21 protein-coding genes and 1 tRNA gene are annotated in these 24,017 nt (G+C 53.6%); 13 read left to right on the top strand and 9 right to left on the bottom strand.

What is annotated here, in order from left to right; translation table 11 throughout:
* Window positions 1-98: 98 nt before the first annotated feature.
* The 8 genes from ACI2I2_RS06795 to ACI2I2_RS06760 are packed head-to-tail and all read left to right on the top strand — an operon-like array spanning window position 99 to window position 8,239.
* Window positions 99-1,394 carry an anaerobic sulfatase maturase gene (locus ACI2I2_RS06795; protein ID WP_404657213.1) on the top strand — a complete coding sequence of 432 codons (1,296 nt, stop codon included), beginning with the start codon at window positions 99-101 and terminating at the stop codon, window positions 1,392-1,394.
* Window positions 1,391-2,389, top strand: coding sequence for an AAA family ATPase (locus ACI2I2_RS06790; protein ID WP_404657212.1), 999 nt, complete (start codon window positions 1,391-1,393; stop codon window positions 2,387-2,389). The genes ACI2I2_RS06795 and ACI2I2_RS06790 overlap by 4 nt, the downstream gene beginning before the upstream one ends.
* A complete protein-coding gene (locus ACI2I2_RS06785) occupies window positions 2,389-3,294 on the top strand; it encodes a DUF58 domain-containing protein (RefSeq protein WP_404657211.1) in 906 nt (301 codons plus the stop codon). The genes ACI2I2_RS06790 and ACI2I2_RS06785 overlap by 1 nt, the downstream gene beginning before the upstream one ends.
* Window positions 3,295-3,735 (top strand): DUF4381 family protein, encoded by a 441-nt coding sequence (locus tag ACI2I2_RS06780; RefSeq protein ID WP_404657210.1) that lies wholly within the window; start codon window positions 3,295-3,297, stop codon window positions 3,733-3,735.
* The gene (locus ACI2I2_RS06775; RefSeq protein ID WP_404657209.1) at window positions 3,728-4,705 is read left to right on the top strand and encodes a VWA domain-containing protein; all 978 of its coding nucleotides are present in this window, start codon (window positions 3,728-3,730) and stop codon (window positions 4,703-4,705) included. The genes ACI2I2_RS06780 and ACI2I2_RS06775 overlap by 8 nt, the downstream gene beginning before the upstream one ends.
* Window positions 4,702-6,219, top strand: coding sequence for a tetratricopeptide repeat protein (locus ACI2I2_RS06770; protein ID WP_404657207.1), 1,518 nt, complete (start codon window positions 4,702-4,704; stop codon window positions 6,217-6,219). The genes ACI2I2_RS06775 and ACI2I2_RS06770 overlap by 4 nt, the downstream gene beginning before the upstream one ends.
* Entirely contained in the window at window positions 6,216-7,247 is a 1,032-nt protein-coding gene (locus ACI2I2_RS06765; protein WP_404657206.1) for an oxygen tolerance domain protein, read from the top strand. The genes ACI2I2_RS06770 and ACI2I2_RS06765 overlap by 4 nt, the downstream gene beginning before the upstream one ends.
* On the top strand, window positions 7,244-8,239 hold the full coding sequence (locus ACI2I2_RS06760; protein WP_404657205.1) for an HAD family hydrolase: 996 nt from the start codon (window positions 7,244-7,246) through the stop codon (window positions 8,237-8,239). The genes ACI2I2_RS06765 and ACI2I2_RS06760 overlap by 4 nt, the downstream gene beginning before the upstream one ends.
* 379 nt (window positions 8,240-8,618) lie before the next feature.
* Here the strand turns inward: ACI2I2_RS06760 and ACI2I2_RS06755 are convergent, their stop codons facing one another.
* The 3 genes from ACI2I2_RS06755 to ACI2I2_RS06745 all read right to left on the bottom strand — a co-directional run bounded on the left by ACI2I2_RS06755 (window position 8,619) and on the right by ACI2I2_RS06745 (window position 12,386).
* Entirely contained in the window at window positions 8,619-10,160 is a 1,542-nt protein-coding gene (locus ACI2I2_RS06755) for a DHA2 family efflux MFS transporter permease subunit (protein WP_404657204.1), read from the bottom strand.
* An 11-nt stretch (window positions 10,161-10,171) separates the two neighbouring features.
* Window positions 10,172-11,188, bottom strand: a complete 1,017-nt coding sequence (locus ACI2I2_RS06750) for an HlyD family secretion protein (RefSeq protein ID WP_404657203.1) — start codon at window positions 11,186-11,188, stop codon at window positions 10,172-10,174.
* Between the two features lie 184 nt (window positions 11,189-11,372).
* On the bottom strand, window positions 11,373-12,386 hold the full coding sequence (locus ACI2I2_RS06745) for a LacI family DNA-binding transcriptional regulator (protein ID WP_404657202.1): 1,014 nt from the start codon (window positions 12,384-12,386) through the stop codon (window positions 11,373-11,375).
* Between the two features lie 199 nt (window positions 12,387-12,585).
* Between ACI2I2_RS06745 and ACI2I2_RS06740 the strand changes: the two genes are divergently transcribed.
* Entirely contained in the window at window positions 12,586-13,674 is a 1,089-nt protein-coding gene (locus tag ACI2I2_RS06740; RefSeq protein WP_404657201.1) for a cellulase family glycosylhydrolase, read from the top strand.
* A 57-nt stretch (window positions 13,675-13,731) separates the two neighbouring features.
* On the top strand, window positions 13,732-15,126 hold the full coding sequence (locus ACI2I2_RS06735; protein ID WP_404657200.1) for an MFS transporter: 1,395 nt from the start codon (window positions 13,732-13,734) through the stop codon (window positions 15,124-15,126).
* Between the two features lie 45 nt (window positions 15,127-15,171).
* On the opposite strand, the gene ACI2I2_RS06730 is transcribed toward ACI2I2_RS06735, so the two are convergent.
* Window positions 15,172-15,822, bottom strand: a complete 651-nt coding sequence (locus tag ACI2I2_RS06730; RefSeq protein WP_404657199.1) for a helix-turn-helix domain-containing protein — start codon at window positions 15,820-15,822, stop codon at window positions 15,172-15,174.
* Between the two features lie 215 nt (window positions 15,823-16,037).
* Window positions 16,038-17,159 (bottom strand): JmjC domain-containing protein, encoded by a 1,122-nt coding sequence (locus ACI2I2_RS06725; RefSeq protein ID WP_404657198.1) that lies wholly within the window; start codon window positions 17,157-17,159, stop codon window positions 16,038-16,040.
* A 187-nt stretch (window positions 17,160-17,346) separates the two neighbouring features.
* On the opposite strand from ACI2I2_RS06725, the gene ACI2I2_RS06720 reads away from it, so the two are divergent.
* Window positions 17,347-17,736, top strand: coding sequence for a DUF1090 domain-containing protein (locus tag ACI2I2_RS06720; protein ID WP_404657197.1), 390 nt, complete (start codon window positions 17,347-17,349; stop codon window positions 17,734-17,736).
* Here ACI2I2_RS06720 and ACI2I2_RS06715 read toward each other — a convergent pair.
* The 3 genes from ACI2I2_RS06715 to ACI2I2_RS06705 all read right to left on the bottom strand — a co-directional run bounded on the left by ACI2I2_RS06715 (window position 17,733) and on the right by ACI2I2_RS06705 (window position 21,619).
* Window positions 17,733-18,353 carry a DNA-binding protein gene (locus ACI2I2_RS06715; protein WP_404657196.1) on the bottom strand — a complete coding sequence of 207 codons (621 nt, stop codon included), beginning with the start codon at window positions 18,351-18,353 and terminating at the stop codon, window positions 17,733-17,735. The two genes, ACI2I2_RS06720 and ACI2I2_RS06715, sit on opposite strands and share 4 nt — an antisense overlap.
* A 437-nt stretch (window positions 18,354-18,790) precedes the next feature.
* On the bottom strand, window positions 18,791-20,767 hold the full coding sequence (locus tag ACI2I2_RS06710) for an autotransporter outer membrane beta-barrel domain-containing protein (protein WP_404657195.1): 1,977 nt from the start codon (window positions 20,765-20,767) through the stop codon (window positions 18,791-18,793).
* Between the two features lie 453 nt (window positions 20,768-21,220).
* Window positions 21,221-21,619, bottom strand: coding sequence for a DUF350 domain-containing protein (locus tag ACI2I2_RS06705; protein WP_404657194.1), 399 nt, complete (start codon window positions 21,617-21,619; stop codon window positions 21,221-21,223).
* 316 nt (window positions 21,620-21,935) lie between these two features.
* Between ACI2I2_RS06705 and ACI2I2_RS06700 the strand changes: the two genes are divergently transcribed.
* Window positions 21,936-22,499, top strand: coding sequence for a hypothetical protein (locus tag ACI2I2_RS06700; protein WP_404657193.1), 564 nt, complete (start codon window positions 21,936-21,938; stop codon window positions 22,497-22,499).
* Between the two features lie 77 nt (window positions 22,500-22,576).
* Here the strand turns inward: ACI2I2_RS06700 and ACI2I2_RS06695 are convergent.
* Window positions 22,577-22,653, bottom strand: a tRNA-Arg gene (locus tag ACI2I2_RS06695).
* A 360-nt stretch (window positions 22,654-23,013) separates the two neighbouring features.
* On the opposite strand from ACI2I2_RS06695, the gene ACI2I2_RS06690 reads away from it, so the two are divergent.
* Window positions 23,014-23,730, top strand: coding sequence for a hypothetical protein (locus ACI2I2_RS06690; protein ID WP_404657192.1), 717 nt, complete (start codon window positions 23,014-23,016; stop codon window positions 23,728-23,730).
* Window positions 23,731-24,017 lie beyond the last annotated feature (287 nt).

The following is a 24,017-nucleotide window of genomic DNA, read 5'->3' as shown; positions in this document are numbered from 1 at the left end:
GGCAACGACCTCAATTTCAGGGCGGGTTGCACAAGCAATCCGCTCTGCTTTCCCCTTTTGCTTGCGCGCATTGTCCGTCATTTTTCCTGGAGCTTGCCATGAAGTACAGCACCACTCTCCCTGTTAAAGCGTTACCGTCGGCCGAAAAATATAACGGTCAGGGGCCGGAATATAAACGCCGCTTCCACGTGATGGCGAAGCCCAGCGGATCAACCTGTAACCTCGATTGCACCTACTGTTTTTATCTTTCCAAAGAGAACCTGCTGCATCAGGACCGTCACACCGGGATGAGTGACGAAGTGCTGGAAAACTTTATCCGCCAGTACATTGATGGTCAGGATGGTGAGCAAGTGGTCTTCTCCTGGCAGGGCGGCGAACCGACCCTGATGGGGCTCGAATTTTTCCACAAAGTGGTCAAATTCCAGAAACTGTACAAAAAGCCGGATCAGCGTATCGAAAACGATTTGCAGACCAACGGCGTCCTGCTCAATGACAAATGGGCCGAATTCCTTAAAGAACATAACTTTCTGGTGGGTATCTCGATTGATGGCCCACGAGAATTACATGACCGCTATCGCGTAACCCGTAGCGGCAAACCAACCTTTGATAAGGTGATGGAAGGCGTGGCCGCGCTGAAGCGCCATGGCGTGCCATTTAACGCGCTGGTAACGGTTAACCGCACCAATGCCCGCTTCCCGCTGGAAGTTTATCGCTTCATGACCCGCGAACTGGGCGCGACCTACGTCCAGTTCAACCCTTGCGTAGAGCCCGTTGATTTCAAAAGCACCGCCCCGCAGTTCTGGCAGGATGACAGCATTCCGGTCACCGGCAGCCGCCGTGCGCACCCGGGCGACCTCGACTCTATCGTCACTGACTGGTCTGTTGATCCCGACGATTGGGGTAAATTCCTGATTGCCGTGTTTGAAGAGTGGGTAAACAACGATTTAGGCCGCGTACAGGTCAACCTGTTCGAGACGGCCGTCGCCCAAACGATGGGCATGCCCGCGCAAATTTGTACCGCGTCAGAATTCTGCGGCAAAGGCCTGGCGATTGAAAAAAATGGCGATATCTATTCCTGCGATCACTACGTCTATCCGGAATACCAGATAGGCAACATTGAGCACAACAAGCTGGCGCATCTGGCGTTTTCAGAGCGCCAACAAGCGTTTGGGATGGGCAAAAAGGACACGCTGCCGAAATACTGTAAAGAGTGCCCTTACCTGAAATTGTGCTGGGGCGAATGCCCGAAAAACCGTCTGGTGCGCACCCCCGATGGCGAGCTGGGGCTGAACTATCTGTGCCCGGGTATCAAAGCATTCTTTAATTATGCTGAGCCGATCCTGGTGGGGATCTCTACGCTGCTCAAGCGTGATTTTTCCGGAGTGAAGAAATGAACAGCAGAGAGAAACTGTTACAGCTTGAACAGCGCATGAATACCCAGGTTCTGGGTCAGGAAGAATTGGTACGCATGCTGATTATCGCCCTGCTCTGCGACGGCCACGTATTGCTGGAAGGCTTACCTGGCCTGGCCAAAACGCGTGCTGTGCGCGAACTTGCCCGTCATGTGGAAGGCGAATTCCGCCGTATTCAGTTCACTCCAGACCTGCTGCCTTCGGATATCACTGGCAGCGAAATCTATCAGCAGAACGCCACCCGCGAAGAAGATCAGTTCCGTTTTCGCCCGGGCCCGGTGTTCGGCAACCTCATCCTGGCGGATGAAATCAACCGTGCTTCCGCCCGCGTGCAGTCTGCTCTGCTTGAAGCCATGGAAGAACGCCATGTGACGGTCGCGGGTAAAACCTGGCCGCTCCCCGGCGTCTTTATGGTGCTCGCCACACAGAACCCGGTTGATCAGGAAGGCACCTGGCCGCTGCCGGAAGCGCAGCTGGACCGTTTTCTGATGAAGGTGTTAGTCGGTTATCCGTCGAAAGAACAAGAGCAGCAGGTCATGCAGCTTGTGCGAGCGGAGCAACAGGCGAAATACCAGGCGCTGGCGCAAAATGAAACGGTCACAGCGCAAGAAACGCTAACCCTCTCACAGCAAGAGATTGCCACCAGCTGGCAGGCCATTTCGTCGGTGTATGTGGCTCCGGCAATTGAGGAGTACATCGTCAATCTGATCGCCGCCACTCGCCAGCCCGAAAGTATCAGCGAAACGCTGGCGAGCTATATCACCATTGGTGTCAGCCCGCGCGGTACGCTGGCACTGGAACGCTGTGGTCGGGCGCAAGCCTGGCTTGAAGGCCGCGATGCAGTGCTCCCGGAAGATATCCGGCGCATTGCTCCGGCGGTCATTCGCCATCGTCTGATGCTCAGCTATCAGGCTAACGCCGACAACCGCACCGCCGATGATGTCGTCAAACTGCTGCTTGATGCCGTGGTGGCGTGATGGCCGGGCAACTCAGCGTTGACAGGGCCTCGCTGCTCGCGCTGGCGAACAAAGCTCGGCTGATAACCAATCCGCCGGGGCAAATTCCGCCCGGTGCACTGGCGGGCGAACGCACCTCAAAACAGCAAGGCCGCGGGCTTAATTTTGACAGCCTGCGCCGCTATCAGCCGGGTGATGATGTGCGGCTGATTGACTGGCTGGCCACCGCCCGCTTACGTTCACCGTGGATCAGGCTGTATAACGAAGAGCGCGAGCGTCCGGTTTTTCTGCTGGTCGACCAACGGCTTGATATGTTCTTCGCGACACGCGTGCAGACCAAATCGGTTGCCGCCGCCAACACGGCGGCATTGCTGGCCTGGCGAAGCTGGCACGATGGCGATCGCATCGGCAGCCTGGTGTTTAACGACAGCGACATGACGCTGCAAAAATGTCGCCCTCCCCGCACGACGCTCAATACGATCCTCGACACGCTGGTGCACTACAACCAGCAGCTCCCGGAAAAATACCCGACCGAACCTGTTGCGAAAGTTTCCCTTGCCGATGCGCTCTTGCGAGCCAGCAGCGCCATTCCCAATGGGGCCTGGGTGGCGGTGCTGAGTGATTTTCACGATCTGGATAAACAGTGTGATGCGCTGTTAGCTGGCCTGCGTCGACGCTGTGAAGTGAGCGCGTTTGTGGTGCTGGATGATTTGCACCGCCATTTACCCACAATGGGCACCGTCGCCGCGACGTATCAGGGTCATGAAGCCGCTTTTTCGCTGTCCTCAGGCATTCGGGAAGAGATTGAACAAAGCATCACTGCACGTCTGGCCCGACAGCAAAGCCGCCTGACCCGGTTAGGTATTCGGGTGAATCATCTGGTGGTCACGCAGGATCTGATTAAGCAGTTACAAAAGGGCCTTTAAATGCTCGAGAAAGGATTTACCGTCCCCGCGCTCTCACACCCCGCGCTTCCAGCCTCTCCTTCCTGGCTGCCGCTTCCTGCTGGCTGGCTGGTGTTGGGCGCTCTGTTGTTGTCGGCTTTGGCTATTTATCTTTTTTTCCGTGTCGCCCGCTGGCGGCGTAATCTCTGGCGACGTGAGGCGCTCTCCATTTTTAGCGCCTCTCACAGCGTGGACAACTGGCTTCGGCTGATCAAACAGATCCTGCTGGTGCACCATCCTCGGGATGAGATCAGCCAAAACATTGAGCCTGAATCCCTTCTGCAACACGTTCCTGTCGATAAAGAACTGCAACGGGTGATGTGCGCGAAGTACTGCCAGCGAGATAACCAACTGGAACCTGAGCAGGAAACGCGTCTGCGCCACCAGCTTGCTCATTGGCTAAAGGAGTTGCCAGATGTCTGACCTGCTTTCCAGACTGGATTTTGCCTGGCCGTGGGCGTGGCTGCTGCTGGTTGTGCCGCTGCTCGGCCGCTTTTTGCTACCGCAGAACAAACCGCTAAAAGAGTACGTCCGCGTGCCTTTCCTGCCGGAACTTATCGATGAACTGAACCTGAACAGCCAGCCCTCACGTGAAGGCTGGCTGCGCACTGCATTGTTCTGGTTAGTCTGGGGGCTGCTGGTCTGCGCCCTGGCGCGTCCGGAATATCTCACGCCGCCGCAGCATATTCAGAAACCGATGCGCGACATGGTACTGATCCTCGACGTGTCTGGCTCGATGGAGAAAAACGATGTTCAGGGTGGCATGACGCGTCTTCAGGCCGTTCAGGCTTCCGTGCGCAAATTTGTGGCCGCACGGCAATCGGACAGAATTGGGATGGTCATTTTCGCCAGCAGTGCGTGGCCATTCGCCCCGGTCAGTGAAGATAAGCAGGCGCTGAACATGCGTATCAACCAACTTGCCCCGGGCATGATTGGGCAGCAAACCGCGATTGGCGATGCGCTTGGCGTGGCCGTCAAACTGCTCGACGCCGGGCAGAATAAAGAGGCCAGCAAGCTGGCTATCCTGCTGACCGATGGCAACGATACCGCCTCACAACTTTCGCCAGAACTGGCGGCAAAACTGGCTGCCGCGCATCACGTTCAGGTTCACACGATTGCGTTTGGTGATCTCAGCAGCCAGGGCGATGACAAAGTTGATTTGCCGCTGTTGCAGACCATCGCCAGCACGACTGGCGGCAAATCCTGGACCGCCGCAAATTCCGGTGAAGCCCTCGACAGCGTGTGGAAAGAGATTGATGCCATCACGCCCGTGCAGGTGAAAAGCATCGGCTGGTCGTGGCATCTGCCGTTATTCGCCTGGCCGCTCGGGTTGGCGATGGGCGTGCTGTTGCTGGTTGCCGTTGCCAGACTTATCAGGGAGAAACGCGCGTGAGTGACTTCCATTTTATCTACCCCTGGCGACTGCTCGGATTGCTGATTGCCGTCGCGCTGGTCTTTATGCCCTATGCGCAGGCCAGTGCCTGGACGCGGATGATGGACAAACCGTTCGCCAAAGCGCTCATTATTGGGCGCAGTAAACGGCTGACGCAGATGCTGCCGTGGCTGTTTGGCCTGGGCGTGATTGCGCTCGCCGGGCCGACCTGGCAGCGCGAACTGCCCGCAGCTCTCACGCCGGAAAGCAACGTGATGGTTATCCTGCAACAGGATCTGGCGATGTATGCGCAAGATTTTGCACCCAGCCGTAACGAGCGGATGCAGAGCAAAATCAGCACGTTGATGGACAACACACCCGGCGCGCGCTACGGCCTGGTGGTCTACAGCAATCAGGCTTTTGTCACCACGCCGCTGACGCAAGACTCGCAGTTCTTTTCGTTGTTTTTGCATGCGCAGAACCCATCGCTGATGCCAGAAGGCCAGGGCTCTGGGCTAAAAGCGGCGGTAGAGCTGGCGCTGAAAAACATGCCTCAGTCCCCGCGCAGCCTGATTCTGGTGGCAGATACGCTCTCCCCTGAAGATGCCGCGTATCTTGAAAAGCTCGACGCCCCGCTACAAATTTGGGTGCCCGGCACAGCGGCTGGCGGCACGTTGCCTGAAAGTCTTGCCAGCCGGGGAATTGATACCCGTCTGAACGTTGAGCGTTTTAGCGACGTGCGTGATGCAGGTATTCCGGTCACGCTGGTCACCAGCGATGACAGCGATCTGCAGGTTGTGCAAAGCCACATTAAGCAAGCCGTCACCCAGCAAAATAACGCCCGCAGCGATTTGCACTGGAAGAACAACGGCTGGCTGCTGGCAATCCCGATGTTGATCCTGCTGTTCTTCTGGCGTCGTCAGTTAATTTGCGTGCTGTTCACGTTGCCGGTGTTGTTCTGGTCGCCGCACAGTGAAGCTGCCTGGCTGGATGCGTGGATAAGCCCGGATATTCAGGGCCAGCACGCCTTTGACAAAGGGGAATACCAGAAAGCCGCTGAGCACTTCCGCGATCCGCTGTGGCAAGGCATCGCCTGGTACAACGCCGGTAACTTCGCGGCAGCCACCACGGCATTTCATCGCGCCCCTCAAACGCCTGAAACGTTGTTGTGGACGGGCAATGCTCTGGCGCAGCAGAAACAGTGGCAGGCGGCGCTGGACAGCTACGATCAGGCGCTAAGCCTGCGCCCGGACTGGAAAATGGCACTCGACAATCGGGAAAAAATTTCTCACATCGTGATGCAGTTACGGCAAAAAGAACGGGAGCGCGAGCAGGAACAAGGTGACGACATGGACGACGGCCCTGACAAAATCGTTAAAGACCTGAAAAAAGGCCAGGGCGTGAAGCAAAAAGACATTGGCAGCGTGGACGGCAATGCTCCGCAGCTCAATCAATGGTTTGAAAATTTACAGGTTTCCCCTTCGGGCTTGCTGCAAAACCTGTATCGCAATGGCGCACAGGAGACAACCCCATGAGATTCCTGCTTGCGTTGTTAACGACTGCGATGATGGTGCTGGTGATGTTGCCTGCTCAGGCGGCGATGGATATCAGCCGTGAACTGGTCGCGCCGAAAGATGTGGCCCCGGGTCAGCCCATGACTGTCGCAATAACCTACTGGACGGACTCCTGGTTCAACCCGCCGCCGGCGTGGCCGGAATTTCCTGTGCAGAACGGCGTTTTGCTCAACACACCTTTGCCCAATCAGTTGCTGACGCGTCAGAAAAATGGCATCAGCTGGAGCGGTATCCGGCTTGAACGTCAGGTGATGGCCTGGGACCAAAGCACGCTGCGCCTGCCTGCGGTGGATTTGACCCTCACCTCTTCCGGTCAGCCTCCGGTGACGGTGCACCTTGATGCACTGGAAAAAGCGGTCGTCTGGCCCAAAGGGGTTGAACAGCCCGACCGTTTTCTGCCCGCGCGCAACTTGACGCTTGAGCAAAATATTCAGCAATATCACACCGGTAAAGACAATACCCTGCGCGCTGGCGATGCTGTGGAACGCGTTGTTACCCTCAAAGCGGAAGACGTGCTGCCAGCACAAATTCCGCAACTCCTGTATGCCATACCGGGTGATAGCAGCCAGCGTCTGGTGCCGGAAAACAGCTTTGCGAAAGATGGTCGCGGCAATATTGAAGGGGCGATGCGGGTGGAGCGTTTGCGCTATCTGCCGACCGAAGCGGGCACGCTTACCCTGCCGCCGATAAAACTGCGGTGGTGGGATACGGAACGTCAGACATGGCAGCTGGCCGAACTAAAAGGCGAGACGTTGACTATCCAAGCCTCGCGCGCGGCGGGGAAAGAATCTGCGCTTAAAGGGCGAAGTGGCGAACGCAACTGGCAAACCGTGGGCATTCTGATCGTACTGATCATGATTTGCGTCGCGTGCTGGTTTGCACGCCATTCATTACAAAAGAGCGGGCTCTGGCTCGCGCACCGCTGGCACCGTTTCTGGAGCCCCGTATCGCTGCCCGACCTCATTCCCGTTAACAGGAGAAAACGATGAAAAAAACTTTACTGACCTGCGGCCTGCTGCTGGGATGCAGCACCTTTGCTCATGCCGACCCGCTGTCGGCCTGGAATGACACGGCGGCAAAACAGTCCATTGAACAGTGGGTGCAAAATGCCACCAAAGAAGGCAGCCCGGCCTTTATTCCCACGGATAAGCGCTATGTGGTGTTTGATAATGACGGCACGCTGTGGCCGGAAGAACCGCTGGTATTCCAGATAAAATTTATCGTCGATGAGATCAAACGCCAGGCACCGGAACATCCTGAGTGGAAAAAAGATCCGCTGCTAAAAGCGGTGCTGGATAACGATCTGAAGAAGGTCATGACATTTGGCAAAGAAGGGTTGCTGAAGCTGGTCACTTTGACGCAAAGCGGAATGACCACCGACGAGTTCAATCAGCGCGTAGCGAACTGGTTCGATACCCAGAAAGACGCTCGCTTTGGCTGCCGATATGATCAGATGGCCTACCAGCCGATGCGCCAGTTGCTCGATTATTTACGCGAAAATGGCTTTAAAACCTGGATAGTCTCAGGCGGCGGCATCGACTTTATGCGCGTCATTTCGCAGAAAATGTACGGTATTCCACCGGAGCAGGTTATTGGTTCCTTTGCGCTTGGTGAATTTTCACTAACCGACAACGGCACGCAAATCCGCAAAACGATGAAGGGCGCGTTCTATGACGACGGTGCAGACAAACCTGTCGCCATTCATCTGTTCATGGGTCAGCGCCCGGTTGGCGCGTTCGGTAACAGCGACGGTGATTTGCAGATGTTGCAGTACACCACTGCTAATCCGAATTACAAAACCTTCGGCTTATTGGTTCATCATACCGATGCTGAACGCGAATACGCGTACGACAAACAGCCCGGTTCCGGCGGCAAGTTGATTAAAGGAATGGAAGAAGCGAAAGCCAAAGGCTGGACGGTAGTCGACATGAAACAAGACTGGAAAACGGTGTTTGACCCGGCGCTGTGTCCGGCGAAGTAAGTCGATCCTCTGCGGTTTGATCCCCTCTCCCCTGCCCTCTCCCAAAGGGAGAGGGAGAAAATCAAAACCAGCACCTTATTGTTCCCTTTCGATTTGGGAGAGGGTTAGGGAGAGGGAGAAAATCAAAACCAGCACCTTATTGTTCCCTTTCGATTTGGGAGAGGGTTAGGGAGAGGGAGAAAATCAAAACCAGCACCTTATTGTTCCCTTTCCCTTTGGGAGAGGGTTAGGGAGAGGGAGAAAATCATAACCAGCACCTTACTGTTCCCTCTCCCTTTGGGAGAGGGTTAGGGAGAGGGAGCAAATCAAAACCAGCATCTTACTGTTTCCTCTCCCTTTGGGAGAGGGTTAGGGAGAGGGGGTGCTTCCGATCCAGCTGTTACTCCAGAATCGGCTCTTCTACCCGAGTTGGCTTCGAAAACAGCAGCACCAGCGGCAGCAGAATGAAGCATAAAAACATCATCAGGCGGAAATCCTGATAGTAGGCCAACACCGTTGCCTGCCGTGAGACTTCGCCGTTAATCGCCATCAGCCCGGATGTTTGATGCAAGTTGTACGCACCGTGCTGCATTGCGTGCTGAAGCGCCTTGTTGAACGGGTTGATAAACCCGGAGAACACGCTGTGGTTACGCTGGCTTTGCTGCGCCAGATAGGTCGTCACCACTGAAATCCCGATGCTGCTGCCGATATTACGGATCAGCGAGTAGAGCGATGCCCCTTCTGTGCGGTACTGCGGCGCAAGCGTGGAGAACGTCAGCGTTGAGAGTGGCACGAAGGTTAATCCCATCCCCACGCCCTGCACCACGCCGGAACTGATAATGTCCCACGGGCTCATCCACATGTTGAAATGGGTCATCTGCCACAGCGATATCGCCATGATCACCACGCCTACCGCGATGACATAACGCAAATCGACTTTCCCGGCGATGCGCCCGACTATCATCATGCTGAGCATGGTGCCGAAGCCGCGCGGGGTCATCAGAAGGCCGACATCAATCACCGGATAATGCATAAAACCCTGTAACAGCGGCGGCATTAACGCCATCGTCGCCAGCAATATCGTCCCCATCCCGAAGCTGAACAATAGCCCCACCACGAAGTTTTTATCGCGAAAGATGCCCGGTTCGATAAATGGCTTTTTGGCCGTGAAGATATGGGCGACAAACAGATACAGAGCCACACCGGCCAGCACCGCTTCAATGATGATTTCGCCGCTGGCAAACCACTCTTTGGATTCACCGCGATCGAGGAACAGCTGCAGGCTGCCGATCGCCACGCTCAAGAAGAAGAAGCCCAGCAGGTCGAACTTACGTTTGCTGTCGAGCGCGGTTTCACTGACAAACGAGGTGATCCCAAGCCACGCCAGCACGCCAAACGGGATGTTGATGTAAAACACCCAGCGCCAGCTGTAATACTCCGTCAGCCAGCCGCCGAGCGAGGGCCCGAGGATCGGCCCGACCATCACGCCCATGCCCCACATTGCCATCGCGGAACCGTGTTTCTCTTTCGGCCAGGCGTCGAGCATCACTGATTGCGACAGCGGCACCAGGCTTGCGCCGAAAATGCCCTGCATCAGGCGGAAAATCACAATTTGATCGAGCGACTGCGCTGCGCCGCAAAGCATCGACGCGAGGGTAAAACCAACCACTGACCACGCAAACAGGCGCTTGCGCCCAATACGAGCCGACACAAAACCCGTCAGCGGCATCGCAATCGCGGCGGCCACAATATAAGACGTAAGCACCCACGAGGTCTGGTCCTGCGTCGCGCCCATCGCCCCTTGCATATGCGGCAGCGCAACGTTGGCGATGGTGGTATCAAGCGCTTGCATGATGGTCGCCAGCATCACCGAGAAGGTGATCAACAGACGGCGATCGGTCCCTTTTGTTTTCGGCAGCGGAGCTGCAATGACATCAGACATGTGCCACCTCCTCAGGAAGCGCTGTTGGCGGTTGCCTGAGTATCGATTTTGATGGTGGCACTCAGCCCGGCACGCAGTTGCGGTTGATTGGCATCCGTTTGCAGACGAATACGTACGGGCACACGCTGTGTCACTTTCACCCAGTTACCCGTGGCATTTTCAGCGGGGATCACCGAGTACTCCGCGCCCGTCGCGGGGCTGATGCTGCTGACTTTGCCGTGCCAGGTCACACCCGGCGCATAGTCGACGCTGATTTCTGCGGGTTGATTGTCGCGAATATGAGTGAGATCTTTTTCGGTGAAGTTGGCTTCAACATACAAATTGTTATCCGCCACCAGCAACATGGCTGTGCTGCCATTCTGCACGTATTCCCCGGTTTGCAGCACTTTGGTGATGGTGCCGGAAGAAGGCGCATATTCATTCACGTGTGACAGGTTGTTTTTTGCCGTATTCAGTTCTGCCAGTGCTTTTTTATAACGCGGATGCTGTTCAACCGGCATGGAAATATCACCGCCGAAGCTGTCGGCCACTTCCTGCAATTGTTTTTGCAGCATGTTCACTTCCAGCGCCATCAACAAACTTTTCTGGTGCGCACCGTCAAGGTCAGAGGCAGACACGTAGCCCGGGCCACTCAGACGATGCAAGCGCCCTTCTTCACGCTGGGCGTACGCTAACTGACTTCTTGATACATCAATATTCGCCAGCTTGCTGCGGTACTGCGATTTAATGGTGGTCAAATCGATAACGGTATTATTCAGTTCAGACTTTGCCTGAGCGACGGCTAATGCATACGGTTTAGGATCGACGCTAAAAAGCAAATCGCCTTTATTCACATGCTGATTTTCTTTCACCGCCACATGCAATACGCGCCCGGAGACTTCAGCGCCAATGGTCGTTTTATCCGCTTTTACATAGGCGTTATCTGTTTCCACATAACGGCCGCCGGAAAAATATAACCAGCTCCCCGCAGCAATCCCCAGAGTCGGTATGACAAGCAACAAAATTAAACGCAGCTTTTTAGTTTTCATGTGCAAATCTCTTTATTTGCGCGATACCAGAGTCGGAAAGATGAGGCAAAAACAGACGCTGACGCCCTGCGCGGTGGCAGGTTTCATCAGGGCGGAGTGGGCAGGCATCGCTGATTCATTGATGCGATAAATATAATTAGCCTGCTTATTGTAAACTAAGCAGGCTGTGCTATTCGGGGTTTATTTATAAACTTCGCTGACTGGAACGCCGTATTTTCAAGCGCCCGGCGAGGGTTAAATGTGTCGCGGCATCTTCAGCATTGCAGAGATATTCCACCGCCAGTCTGCCCAATTCACCATAAGGCAGCTGAATACTGGTGAGCGGTGGCGTTAACTGCTCAGAGATTTTTTGGTCGTCATAACCGACCACCAGCATGTCGTCCGGGATACGTAATCCATGGTCGGAAATCGCCTGATAACAACCGATGGCCAGCCAGTCGCTGGCACAGAAAATGGCATCCGGGCGCTCGGCCTGAGCCAGCAACGCCACGGTGGCCTGGTAGGATTCGTTGAACTGCCAGTTGGTTTGCTGCACCCACTCATCCTGCGGCGTAATGCCCGATTGCGTGAGCGCCGCCTGATAGCCCGCCAGACGCTGACGCGTGGCTTCCATCCAGCTTTCGCCGGTAATGTGTGCGATGCGTTTTGCGCCCTGATTCACCAGATGTCGGGTGACCTGAAAGGCATTGGCGTAGTCATCCGGTTCGAATGACGGCAGCAGCGGAGAATCCGGATCGCGCTGGTTGAGCAGCACTAACGGCAGCGTGGTGCAATCCTGAAACGCGCTCAACTCCACTACCGTGGTCACTGGCGAGGCCAGAATAATCCCCACGCAGTTGCGCTTTTCTAACTGGCGAATGATGTTCAGCGCCAGCTCGGTGTCATCGCCGTAATCGTACACCGTGAGCAGCACTTCGCTGCGCCAGGCCGCATCGCGCGCCTGACTGATAGCATCGATAAAAGGATCGTAGCTTTGCAGGGAACTGACCAGCAGCGCGATCTCTTCCTGATTACGCGGAGAATGAATGGCAGGCAAACGATCGTAACCCAGCTCCCCTGCCACGTTAATCACCCGCTGGCGCGTTTCGTCGCTGAGTTTGATATTGCGAGACTGATTAAGCACTAACGATACCGTTGCCTGAGACACCCCGGCTGCGCGCGCAATATCATTCATGGTGACTTTATTTTTCCGCTTCATATTCCCTGCCCACGGTTTTTGATTGCCACATCATACCCATCATCCCCGACGCGTGTCAGCGCTGTGCGCTGCCGATCACGTTTCTTCCTCTCAGCATCGCCAACTTTGTGAGGGTTGTCGCTTTTTCTGCTCATCGGAATTGCTCATGAATACGCCAACTAATATTTATTAGCTAAATATTATCAGCAGAGAGGTCATCATGAAACAACAGTGGACAAAAGAACAGGCGCAGGCCTGGTATCAGCAACAGGGCTGGCTGTGTGGCTTTAACTATCTGCCGTCAACGGCGGTGAACTGGACGGATATCTGGCAAAAAGAAACCTTCGACGCCCCAACTATTGAGCGCGAACTCGGCTGGGCTGCTGAAGCGGGTTACAACAGCCTGCGCATCAACCTGCCGTTTATCGTCTGGGAAGTTGACCGCGACGGATTGATTACTCGCATCAATCAGTTTTTGCAGATTGCGGACAAGCACGGTTTTCGCACCATGTTGACGCTAATGGACGACTGCGGTTTTTCAGGCGATGAACCGTATCTCGGCCCTCAAAAAGCGCCCGTTCCAGGCAAACATAATAGCCAGGCTGCCGCGAGCCCAGGCCGCGCGAAAGTGTGCAATCGTGATGAATGGCCGCAAATTGAACGTTACGTTCGTGACATCGTGCGCGAATTCCGCGACGACAAACGCGTGCTGCTGTGGGATTTGTACAACGAGCCGGGCAACCGCGGCATTTTCGCCACCGGTACCGTGGAAGTGCAGTACGACGAAAAGCTGGAAGAGTACGCTCACGAACTGATGCGCAAAGCGTTCGAGTGGGTGCGCGATGAAAACCCGGAGCAACCACTCACTGTCTGCGCGTGGCGCTTGCCGCCTGAAGTGGAAGGCGAAACGTTCTATCAGCATCCGCTGGATCAGACCGCGCTGGCGCTGTCTGACGTGGTGAGTTTCCACGCTTATACCAACACCGCAAGAATGGTCGCCATCATCCACCAACTGGAGCAGTTGGGCCGCCCAATGTTCTGCACGGAATGGCTGGCACGTCATGTAGGCAGCACCATCGAAGAGCAATTGCCTCTGATGCACGCCGCCAATGTGGCGCCGTATCAATGGGGGCTGGTGCGCGGTAAGACCCAGACCTGGCTGCCGTGGCCGGTAGTGATGACTACCTCACCAGATTATTGTCGCCTGTGGTTCCATGACGTTTTTGAAGAAAACGGTATTCCTTTCTCACAAGCGGAGATGGCGCTGGTGCGCAAGCTGAGCCGCATTGGTCTGCATCCTTCCCGTTAATAATAATACTGATGACAGCAGCCCGGCGGCCCGCCGTCGGGTGAAAAGGTACGCACTATGGCAAATACAATGAAAATACCGTCTCGCGAGTTGTGGTCCTATTTTGGCTATGGTTTAGGTCAGTGTTTTAGCTTTGGTTTAGTGGGTTCGTTTATTAACTATTTCTATACCGACGTGCTGGGCATTTCCGCCCTTGCGGCCAGTACCATTTTCCTTATCGCCCGCGCCTGGGATGCCATCCACGATCCGTTATTCGCAAGCTTCATGGACACTATTAACAGCCGCTTCGGCAAGTTCCGCCACTTTATGCTGATTGCGCCGCTGCTGATAACCGGCGTGACACTGCTGTCGTTCTATAAAATTGAGGCCGACACCACCACCAAAATTCTGTACGCCGGGGTGACTTACATTTTATGGGGCACGCTGTACGCCATTTCGGATATTCCATTCTGGTCGATGTCATCGGTGATGACCAATGATTCCGGGCAGCGCACTCGTGCAGTCACTGCCGCCATGCTTGGGGTCAACGCCGGGATTGCCTGCGCCAATATTTTCTTCCCCAAACTGGCCGCTTTCTTTGCCCAGTACAGCAACGACAAAGGCTACTTTATGGCGGCGCTGGTGATGATGCTGGTTGGCTTGCCGCTGATGCTGAACGGCTTTCTGCAAATCAAAGAGCGTGTGCTGCCAAGCCCGGAAAAAGTCACCATCCGCGACACCTTTCGCAATTTGAGGCAGAACAAGCCACTGTTTATCATTCTGCTGTCGTTCTTTTTCTGCGTGTTCCATAACGTCGCCAACGGCATTTACATCTACTTTTTTATCTACAACATGGGCGATGCCAGCCTGCAAATGGTGATTGGCCTGATGGGCATCGTGGCAGCCGTGGTGTGCCTGGTCGCGCCGATGCTGACGCGCAAAATGCAGAAGCGAAAACTGTTCATGATCCTTTGTGGGCTGGATGTCGCGGTGCGGGTGGTGATGTGGTTCGCCGGTTATCATCACACCGCGCTGCTGTTCCTGCTGCTGGGGCTGAGCACCATTTTCGTGATGATGACCAACATCCTCACCTCTTCAATGATTGCGGACACCATCGAATACGCGGAGTACCACACCAATAAGCGCTGTGCGGCGATCACCTTCTCAGGGCAAACCTTTACCGGCAAGATGTCTGTCGCGGTAGGCGGCGGGTTAATTGGGGTGTTCCTGACGGTGATTGGCTATGTGCCACAGGCGCAAAGCCAAAGTGATGCGGTGCTGAACGGGTTGTTCTTTGGGATTTGCCTGCTTCCGGCTATTGGCTCTCTGATTCGCCTTGGCTTTATGTCGCGCTTCACCTTCACCGAAGAGAAGCACGCTGAGATCTGTCGCCTGCTGGCGCTACGCCGAAACAACGTTACTGTCGATGCGGAAAGCCCTGAACTGACAACAAGACCGATTTCCGCAAACTAAACAGCAAAGAAATACTGAAGGTTGCGGCGTGATTGCCGCAGCCTTTTACTCTTTAAACAGATCTTTCACTTCCACCAGCATTTTATCGGACACGATAATACGTCCACTCTGTTTTAATTCTGAAAGAATTTTCATCACATAACTTCGTGACAGTAATGTCCGGTCAATAATATATTTTGAGGGGCTCATTTTCGCTCTGACAAATTCTGGCTCATTCATCAGAGAAATAAGTTGATGGCACACGAGGTGATAACCATTTTGCGCCACCAGCCGTTCGCTGTGTCCACTCAGGTACTGCACGATATAGCTTAATACCCGAGCGAAATTTTCCCATAAATGATTCTTTTCAATCACTTCACGGACCACCGCCGATTCAACCACCAAAATGGAGCAGGTCTTGCCTGCTCGCCAGTAGTACTGCTCTTCCAGCGAGGTAAAAAGATTGGTAATGCCTATAATATAAGGGGCCTTGATTGTTCCCAACACCAGGCCATCGCTGGCCCGGTGCACCAGGCCAAATCCTTCATACAGCAGGTAGCAAGACTGTGGGCGAGTTCGGGTAAATTCCAGCCTTTTATTTTTCGCACAGGCGACCGGTTTAGCATGAGGATATAAGGTATCCATTAATACGTGGAAATCATGAATCGGTTTATTTGCCGACTTGATGTTCTCATCGTCTGAGACTGCTTCAGACATTTTCCCTCCATGGTATTTCGCTTGCGTTGGTAACATAATACACACCGCCAATAATAAGAAAGAGAACATAAATTAAATCAATTTATCCTTTCTCATTATACGTCAAATTCACCACTACGGGTGAAAATGGGCCAGTTGTCGGTGAGTTTGCAGAAGAAGGGAGGGGAGAACTCCCCTCCCTTTGAACGCGAAAATAGACGGCTAAGCGCGAGATCTTACTCTTCGAAGAACCAATAACCCTGATTAATGAGCCCCGTTAGCGCTGCTATAAATTCAGCCTGCTTTACGGCATCGCCTAATTCATGCTGGCCCAATTCGGTATAACGAGACAATGCATCTGCTGCTTTGGCATCCTCAACAGCCAAACGCTCAGCATTCACAAAGAATGTGCCTTCAACATTCAGCACTCGCAAGCCGCTCAGACGAATTAATTTTTCACCACCGAGCAACGCTTCCTGTACTTCAGCTGGCTCGTACGGTGGCTCGGCTGGCGCAATATCCAGCTCATGGCGTGGCGTGGAGGCAAAGCGGCCAAACCACTGCCTGAAATCTTCCGGCTGATTGATAACTGCCATCATCTGCTCGCGCAGACGATCCAGTTCATACTGCTCTACCCGTCCTGCGCGTTCACGAACGGTGAGATCAGGATCGCTGTAATGTGTGCCGCCCAGATCGTTTTCCAGCGCGTAATCAGCAAAGCTGCTGATCAAATCACGGCCATTCGGCCCACGGAACCCCACGGAATAATTCAGCGTATCTTCATAGGTGAAGCCGTCATGCGGGAAGCCTGGCGGAATATAAAGGATATCGCCCGGCGACATTTCAACATCGATAATCGGCTCAAAAGGATCAACGTGCAGCAGCGCAGGATGCGGACAGAACTGACGCATTGGCAGCGCATCGCCCACACGCCAGCGGCGGCGGCCCATTCCCTGAATAATAAACACATCGTAGTTATCGATATGCGGGCCCACACCACCGCCCGGCACCGAGTAGGAGATCATCAGGTCATCCAGACGCCATTCCGGCAGCACGCGGAAAGGACGCACCAGCTCGGCCGCCGGCATGTGCCAGTGGTTTACCGCTTGTGCCAACAGTGACCAACCGGTTTCACCCAGCCCGTCAAAATCTTCGAAGGGGCCATGGCTTGCCTGCCATTTTCCATCCTGATGGCTGACCAGACGGCTGTCGACTTCGGGCTCCATCGCAAGCCCAGCCAGTTCGTCCGGCGTAATGGGATCAACGAAGCCAGGAAATGCGTTCTTCAGGACCACAGGTTTTTTCTGCCAGTATTTCTCTAAAAATTCTGGCCAGTTCAGATTCAGTTGGTAAGCCATACACTCGCACCGGGAAAAGGAAAGATGCGCGGAGTATGCGAGAGTTACCCTTTTTCAACTTTGCTGCGGGTCAAGGGTTGGTGAAAAAATAACTGTTTTTCCGTACATAATGTGCGGCATTTAAGAAACCGTTAAGAACTCCCCGGTACACTGGATTTTTGTTTGAACAAGTCTTCAGGGAGAAGCCATGACTTTCACCGTAAAAAATACCCTCGCGCTGGTTCTGCTGAGCACCGCTTCGTTCGCCACTCTGGCTCAGACGCCGCTTAAAGGCTGTGCCGCCAAAGAAGCGAATATTCAACAGCAGCTTGATTACGCAAAAGCGCACAACAACAGTGGACGCATTGCCGGGCTTGAAAAAGCACTGTCGGAAGTTCGGGCGAATTGCACCGACGCCTCGCTTCAGGCGCAGCGTGAAGACAACGTGCGAGAAAAAGAGCAAAAAGTAGAAGAACGCCAGCAGGACCTTAAAGAAGCACAGGCTTCAGGGCGTAGCGATAAAATTGAAAAGCGAGAGCGTAAGCTGCAAGAAGCGCTGAGTGAACTGACTGAAGCCAAAGCCGCATTACAGCGCTAAAGTCGATAGGCCGAAATGGTTCGTGTTGTCGCGGTCAGGTCGTCATAAACCTCAACCTCAGACGTGGTGATGTTCATGCCTGAGGTTCGCAGCGTCGACACATCAGCCGCAATCCGTTGGCTGCCCAGCCAGAACAGGCCATCGAGCGCATTGACGGTCAGCCCGGTTTCCAGCGCCAGCTTCAGACGCTGTTTTGGATCTTTCACCTGTTTTGCTATCTGCGGCAATAAATTCGCTTCCACACCCGCTTCGTTGCGGCGAATACGGTTCGAAAAACGGTAGCGAACGTCGTCCGGCACCTGACTTAAATCAGCCTTCAGGCTATAAACCTGACCGCGTTTTTTGTCATTCACCAGCACTGTTTTTTGATTGAGCTGTAGCTCATTGCGCAGGCGTTCAATAAGCTGGGGCGTGCGAATCAAGAGCAGCCGGAAAGGCAATTCGAAGCTGCTGACATAATCCACATTGAGCAAGGCAATCCGCAAGCGTTCTTCGCTGCCCGCTTTTTCCTCACGGCATTCCTCAACCACTTCAGCCCACTGGCGAGCGATGCGCGGTGATTCGTTCACTTCCGTGAATACGTATTTCTCAATTTGATAGTCAACGCGATTACCCATGAGTTCGCTCACTTCTCCTTTGAACCTGCCAGCCGAACGGCTGATTTGCCAGCGCATAATTTACCCTGTTTGAGGAACATTGCTCAATAAACAGGGCCCGCATGGCAAGGAAAATCGGATTCATTTTCGACCTTTTTCATTAGATTAAGATCCGGCTCACTCTGTTAAAATATCCCGGCAGAAAAACAAGACCGTATTTTCCCAACGTTATTTATAGCCAGACAGAATGAAAAAGTTATTGATTGTTTTACTTATTTTTTTACCCTTTAAAAGCACACTAGCAACGAGTGAAGGAGGGATCCAGGTGAGGTTGATCATCGCCGCGCCGCCTCCACAACCAAAGATCAGCGAAGTTCGGATCTCTCAGGATCGGATGCTGATTGTGCACGAGTGGTAACCCTTCCATGACGGGCGCGTGCTCGTGCACAACCTTGCCCTTAAAACCGTGCGCTAATCCCCACGCTGTAATTCGTCTGATTGCCGTTACTCAAACCTGCCGTTTGTGCCACGGCGGCAAAGGCAGACACGGTGTCGGACAACGCTAGATCAGCCCCAAGGGTAAAATCGACCCAATCTTTATCCTGTGTTTCCCCCGCTCGGGTAAAAGTCAGCGAAGTTGATTTAAGCCCGCCGTTGGCAACATAAACATCATCGCCAAACTGATGCCGGTAATTCACCTGCGCCCACGGGTTTACGATCCCCGCTTTTGCATCCAGCCGCCAGCCAAGACTGCCGACCTGCGAATGCGCATTTTGATCGCCAAAACGCATCGAAGTGCTGTTGTCAGCTTTTTCGCTGTACCCCTCCACGTGGCTATAATCCAGTGCATATTGCGCCATCGGCCCCGTGGTCAACCATGACATTAGCGGGAAATCATACCCCGCAGTCAGACGAGCGCCCCACAATTTGCCGTTAGTCTCGCCCTCTTCTACCCGAGTCAGTGGCCCCAACGAAATGCTGCGCTGAATATTGTTGAAGTCAGCATTCAGATAATGAACATCGCCATCCAGCCACGCTTGCCCGGCCCGAAGATGACTAAACAGCGCGGCCTGGAAACCTCGGGTGTCGTAACGGAAGTTGTCATCCGGACGCTGGTTATCCAGCGAACCTGAAATCAGGCCGCCCAACAGGACGTTTTCATTGAGCTGATAATCTGCACCCACCGTTAAATTATTGGTGTTGCCATGCCCACTTCCAACGTCATCTGTGCTGTCATAACGCTGATATCCACCGCTATAACCGCCAAAAACGCCCACGGCTCCCACAGGATTGCTGCCCTGGCGAAGCTGTTGATAACGGCTATCCAGCGTGGCGCGGCTGCTGCCGACCATCGCCTGCACGCCTTGATTCAGTCGTGTCGCCTGTACGGGGGCGGCGAGAATCGACTGGATATACTGCGCCATGATGGTGTGAATTTGGGGGCCCGGATGGAAGTGGTCGGCAAACAGGTAATCCTGCTCGCTGCTAAAGCCCGGGGTGGAGGACGTACACTCAGAAGCGGCCACGCCCAGCGGACAAGCCATGCCAGCGGTGTTAGTCACCCCGAATGCGCCAGGGTTGGCGAGGATCTCCTGGAAAATACCGTTAATATCTACCCGGGCAATATTACCGCCATGCTGCACAAGTGCCGCTTCTTCGGTGGCGTTGTAATAGTCAGTCAGCGCCGAAGCCTGAGCCGCAGCCGTGGTGTAAGCATCCATTAATTGCGCGGCAATCGCCTGTTGTACCAACGGGTTGTTACTGACTACCGAAGCCGCCGCCACAAAAGCCTCACGAATCGCTAACTGGCGTCGGGCGAGCGAGGGCGTTTGTGCTGCATCCAAAGAAGCAAATGCAGCCTGTAAAGCGGGTGTCGCGGCAACACCCAGCCCAGCGGTAATCACAGACTCCAGTAATATCGGCGTGGCGCTGATATCCGGTACTGTCGGAACAACCACCAGCCCGGCTCCGGCATCAAGAAGTTGCCCAACCTGCGCTCCCGCATTGGCTGCACTGTTAGCCGCAATGGCCTGCGCCTGAGCGGGCAGTAACACCGCCGCCGCCAGGTCGTTCCCGCCAATCCAGTGGATATACAGCCCGTTGCTGTCGGCTTTACCGCCGTTTTGCGCCAGCCACTGCTGAACCTGGTTTGCGGTATTATCCTGCGGGTTTAGCGCCGCCACTGCGGTGGCTCCACCTGCCGCATAGTTAGTGCCGCCACTTTTCGAAGGCGTTAACGACAGCCCATAATCACTGGCCAGTTGTTCGTCATAGAGTTTGTTCTGACTGCTGTTCCACGTCCAGCGCCCGTTATTCCCGGTATCGCTGAGGCTGTCGCCAAAAACGGTGAGTGAGTCGAAGGCAAAAGCAGGTGAGTGTACAGCCAGCGCTACCGTTAGCGCGGCAGCGGTTTGCAGGATACGTCCTTTGTTCATTGAAGTTCCTCAGCACGTTATTATTATTGCAGCCACTGTGAGTCTGAATTGCTTATGCAATTATTGTAGCTTCTGTTGCTGAAGATATTAGTGAAGAAGGGAATGACAGTATTTCAGGCGTTATTAAATATCACGCCACTGTGTAGTCCATGACCTACACGCCGGCAGTGATTCGTCTTATCGCCGGTGGAGTCTGACCATTCTATGATTAACGTGCAAAGACGATGCATCATACCTAATTCTGTATTAGCTCGCGGCGTACAGAGCCAGTAAGCGCAACATCATAGTCACGTCCTCTTCTTCGAGTTGTGTGTGTTGGTGAAAAATGTGCACGTCCTTGTAGCAATTCATCGTGATCCCGTTAAGCCGATTGAAGATATCGGTTTTTGCCCCGCGTCTACGCCCGTGGGGCATTTTTCTTTTCGCTAAATCAACCAGCGTTGATAGCCAGTTTTACCACGTCATACACGCCGCATTAAGAATGCCGCCAGCCAGGGCGAAAACTCCCATAAAAGCGCCAGCCGCAATGCTATTGTTGGCAATCTTCTCCCCTAGCGTCGGCATGTATAATCTGACGCCAGCGTAGATCAGCAGTTGCACAACAAAGGCAACGCCTCCCCAGATGAAATAATCCAGAATCCCCACGGAATTGATGGCGGCACTGGAAAGCGGGATCACAAACCCCAGCAATGTACCGCTGACAGCCAGCGCAGCAGCGGCGTTATCATCTTTAATCAGTTGCCACTCATCGTGCGGAGTGACTTTGGTATAAATGAAAAGAAAAACGACCACCATGGCCACGCCGATAAAAAAATAGGCCGAAAAAGCCAGTAATGCATCAAGGATATGCATGTTACCTCCCAGAAATAAAAATCGATTTTACCCGATCGTTTACCGCGCTAACGCCCCTTTACTTCTTTTTACTTTCGCCACCACCGACAATAACAAGCACGCTAACCATTTCCAGGATGAGCATTCTGTCCACAATGGCATAGACAATCCTTACCTGCTCTTTACATTAACTCACCATTGATACTGATAGAATTGAAAGCCTTTTATTGCTCGCCTCCATAACCCTTATTTTATTAAGGCTATTGTCGTTGCATTTATATACCGGCAACGCATGGAGCTAAAACACAAATGCAATTATTTTCAGGAACATTATTCAATGGAATACGAAAAACTGAGCGGCCAGATTGACCAGCTTTTATGGAACGGCATCATTCTGAAACAGGGCGATGCCAAACGTTCCATCGAGCTTCCGGCTAAGATAGCGGCACGTTTCGAAGTGGGTCAGAGCGTACGTCTGCTGTTCAGAAAAAAGCGGCTGGTGCGCATTTTTAATCTCTCCAGCAACGCATTATATGAAACCGATTTTTTCGCCGATAAGCCCCTATGGCGCAAATACCAGATCCCCTTGTTTTTGCTTGTTGCCGTGATATGCGGGCTCCCGGCTATCGGCGCACTGTTTGGGCTGGTACTGATTGGCGGTCTCATTGGCACAACCTTCAGACGCAGTGAAGAAGCGGCGATTCAGGTGGCGCTTGTCAGTACTGTCACCGCACTTCTGTATGTCGGCGTTGGGGGTTATCTGCTCATGACGGGACAATTTTTGCTGGCATTCTTCGCGTGTACAACGCTGGTTTTCTGTGCGTTTCTTTCGGCAAGAACCATCAACACCCGGGAAGCAGTGCAGTTGAACCAAAGAGTGGTGAGCGAAACAGCCGGGTAAACCGGCTACTTCACTGAATTTCAGGCATAAAAAAAGACGTCTTGTGACGTCTGCTTTCTTTAATGCGCGTTCCGAAATGGCACGCCCTACAGGATTCGAACCTGTGACCTACGGCTTAGAAGGCCGTTGCTCTATCCAGCTGAGCTAAGGGCGCACGGAGTAGAAACTTCGTACCTGGAACGCGTGGAATTATACGGTCAACGCCTGTTGAGTCAATGGCTTTTCCCCGTAAACGTTGATTACACGGATGTCAGCTTAAATCCCCTCCTTTTACCGCTCACTCCTTCACCAGACGTTCGCGATTCCGGCCTGGGTATACGAAATATCCCAGCGCCGTTTAAGCAACGCCTGGTACCTTCATTTTTGGGCTCTGACAACAATAGAAGTCCATCGCTCATCACGGTAATCACTGGATTACTCGCGCTAACTCACGCTTTGCAAAGATGATTTTTCCAGGCGCTACCGATAATGAGCATTAAGAAGATAAAACGGATTGACGGTCAGAGAGGGAACGATGAGCATCATGCTGCGCAGAGAAAGACGACGGAGAAACCTCACTCCCCTACAGAGTCACGCCCGACCCCTTCCCCATTTTGCGTTGGTAGAACGCCACGATTTGCTGAGCCACCACGGGCGAGCCAATGAAAACCGCATTCTGGTGACCTGCGATTACTTCCTCGCGCTGGGCATTCATCACAGCCCGGCTCCGCTGTGCTATTGCACTATCTATAACAATCTCGACGAGGCGCTGAACGTGGTACGCGGTACGCAGCCACTGAACCTGATTATTGATATTGAGGGGTGGCCGGTACCGACGCTGGATATCCTTAATCACTTACTCGACCTGCATAAACGGCATCCAGGTCTTGAGATTTCACTGATCACCCCGGAAAAAGCCTTTTCCTATCGCCGTTTTTTACAGGCCGCGTGTCTGTGCCGCTTAATCGACAAACATCTGGAGCTAAAACAACTCCGCGACGCCTTACAGTATCGCCGTCTTCCTCTTCCTGCCTCACACCGCCTGTTTAAAACCCGAGAATGGAGCGTGTTGATGTTAATGGCCCGAGGCTTATCGTTATGCGAGATAGCACGCCATCAACAGCGCCCCTATCACCGCATTACCTACCGGGTAAATTGCATCATCGCCCTGCTTCGGCTGGAGAAGCGTCAGCAGTTACTCAGCCTTTTACAGAAAGTCAGTGCCACACCACCCGGGCATACCTCGGAATAACTTGTTGAAGCACCGTATTTTTTTAGGAAACTACTTAAAATCGGGTAAGTAAAACGCGATTTATTAACCAATATTTAACAATTATGATTAATCTTAAATTGATCTCAATAGTGAAACGAACAACCGCTTTAGGCTAATTGCCCAATATTTACCACTACTTATTAAGATTTTTCCGTGGATAGTAGGTAGTTTATTCGAGTAAAATGTGAGCGCGATGGCACACTGGCGTGCCTGGAGTTTGCAACAACCGGAGATCCTGCTGTGTTGCAACAGGTCGGCTGCAACAG

It is taken from the genome of Scandinavium sp. NPDC088450 (assembly GCF_044900545.1).
Lineage (GTDB): Bacteria > Pseudomonadota > Gammaproteobacteria > Enterobacterales > Enterobacteriaceae > Scandinavium.
The sequence above is the reverse complement of the archived record's forward strand: the minus strand, read 5'-3'. Positions and strand labels throughout refer to the sequence as shown.

Coding starts and splice junctions, on each gene's coding strand:
- ACI2I2_RS06795 (WP_404657213.1), top strand. CDS start 99: ATGAAGTACAGCACCACTCTCCCTGTTAAAGCGTTACCGTCGGCCGAA.
- ACI2I2_RS06790 (WP_404657212.1), top strand. CDS start 1,391: ATGAACAGCAGAGAGAAACTGTTACAGCTTGAACAGCGCATGAATACC.
- ACI2I2_RS06785 (WP_404657211.1), top strand. CDS start 2,389: ATGGCCGGGCAACTCAGCGTTGACAGGGCCTCGCTGCTCGCGCTGGCG.
- ACI2I2_RS06780 (WP_404657210.1), top strand. CDS start 3,295: ATGCTCGAGAAAGGATTTACCGTCCCCGCGCTCTCACACCCCGCGCTT.
- ACI2I2_RS06775 (WP_404657209.1), top strand. CDS start 3,728: ATGTCTGACCTGCTTTCCAGACTGGATTTTGCCTGGCCGTGGGCGTGG.
- ACI2I2_RS06765 (WP_404657206.1), top strand. CDS start 6,216: ATGAGATTCCTGCTTGCGTTGTTAACGACTGCGATGATGGTGCTGGTG.
- ACI2I2_RS06760 (WP_404657205.1), top strand. CDS start 7,244: ATGAAAAAAACTTTACTGACCTGCGGCCTGCTGCTGGGATGCAGCACC.
- ACI2I2_RS06755 (WP_404657204.1), bottom strand. CDS start 10,160: ATGTCTGATGTCATTGCAGCTCCGCTGCCGAAAACAAAAGGGACCGAT.
- ACI2I2_RS06750 (WP_404657203.1), bottom strand. CDS start 11,188: ATGAAAACTAAAAAGCTGCGTTTAATTTTGTTGCTTGTCATACCGACT.
- ACI2I2_RS06745 (WP_404657202.1), bottom strand. CDS start 12,386: ATGAAGCGGAAAAATAAAGTCACCATGAATGATATTGCGCGCGCAGCC.
- ACI2I2_RS06740 (WP_404657201.1), top strand. CDS start 12,586: ATGAAACAACAGTGGACAAAAGAACAGGCGCAGGCCTGGTATCAGCAA.
- ACI2I2_RS06735 (WP_404657200.1), top strand. CDS start 13,732: ATGGCAAATACAATGAAAATACCGTCTCGCGAGTTGTGGTCCTATTTT.
- ACI2I2_RS06730 (WP_404657199.1), bottom strand. CDS start 15,822: ATGTCTGAAGCAGTCTCAGACGATGAGAACATCAAGTCGGCAAATAAA.
- ACI2I2_RS06725 (WP_404657198.1), bottom strand. CDS start 17,159: ATGGCTTACCAACTGAATCTGAACTGGCCAGAATTTTTAGAGAAATAC.
- ACI2I2_RS06720 (WP_404657197.1), top strand. CDS start 17,347: ATGACTTTCACCGTAAAAAATACCCTCGCGCTGGTTCTGCTGAGCACC.
- ACI2I2_RS06715 (WP_404657196.1), bottom strand. CDS start 18,353: ATGGGTAATCGCGTTGACTATCAAATTGAGAAATACGTATTCACGGAA.
- ACI2I2_RS06710 (WP_404657195.1), bottom strand. CDS start 20,767: ATGAACAAAGGACGTATCCTGCAAACCGCTGCCGCGCTAACGGTAGCG.
- ACI2I2_RS06705 (WP_404657194.1), bottom strand. CDS start 21,619: ATGCATATCCTTGATGCATTACTGGCTTTTTCGGCCTATTTTTTTATC.
- ACI2I2_RS06700 (WP_404657193.1), top strand. CDS start 21,936: ATGGAATACGAAAAACTGAGCGGCCAGATTGACCAGCTTTTATGGAAC.
- ACI2I2_RS06690 (WP_404657192.1), top strand. CDS start 23,014: ATGAGCATCATGCTGCGCAGAGAAAGACGACGGAGAAACCTCACTCCC.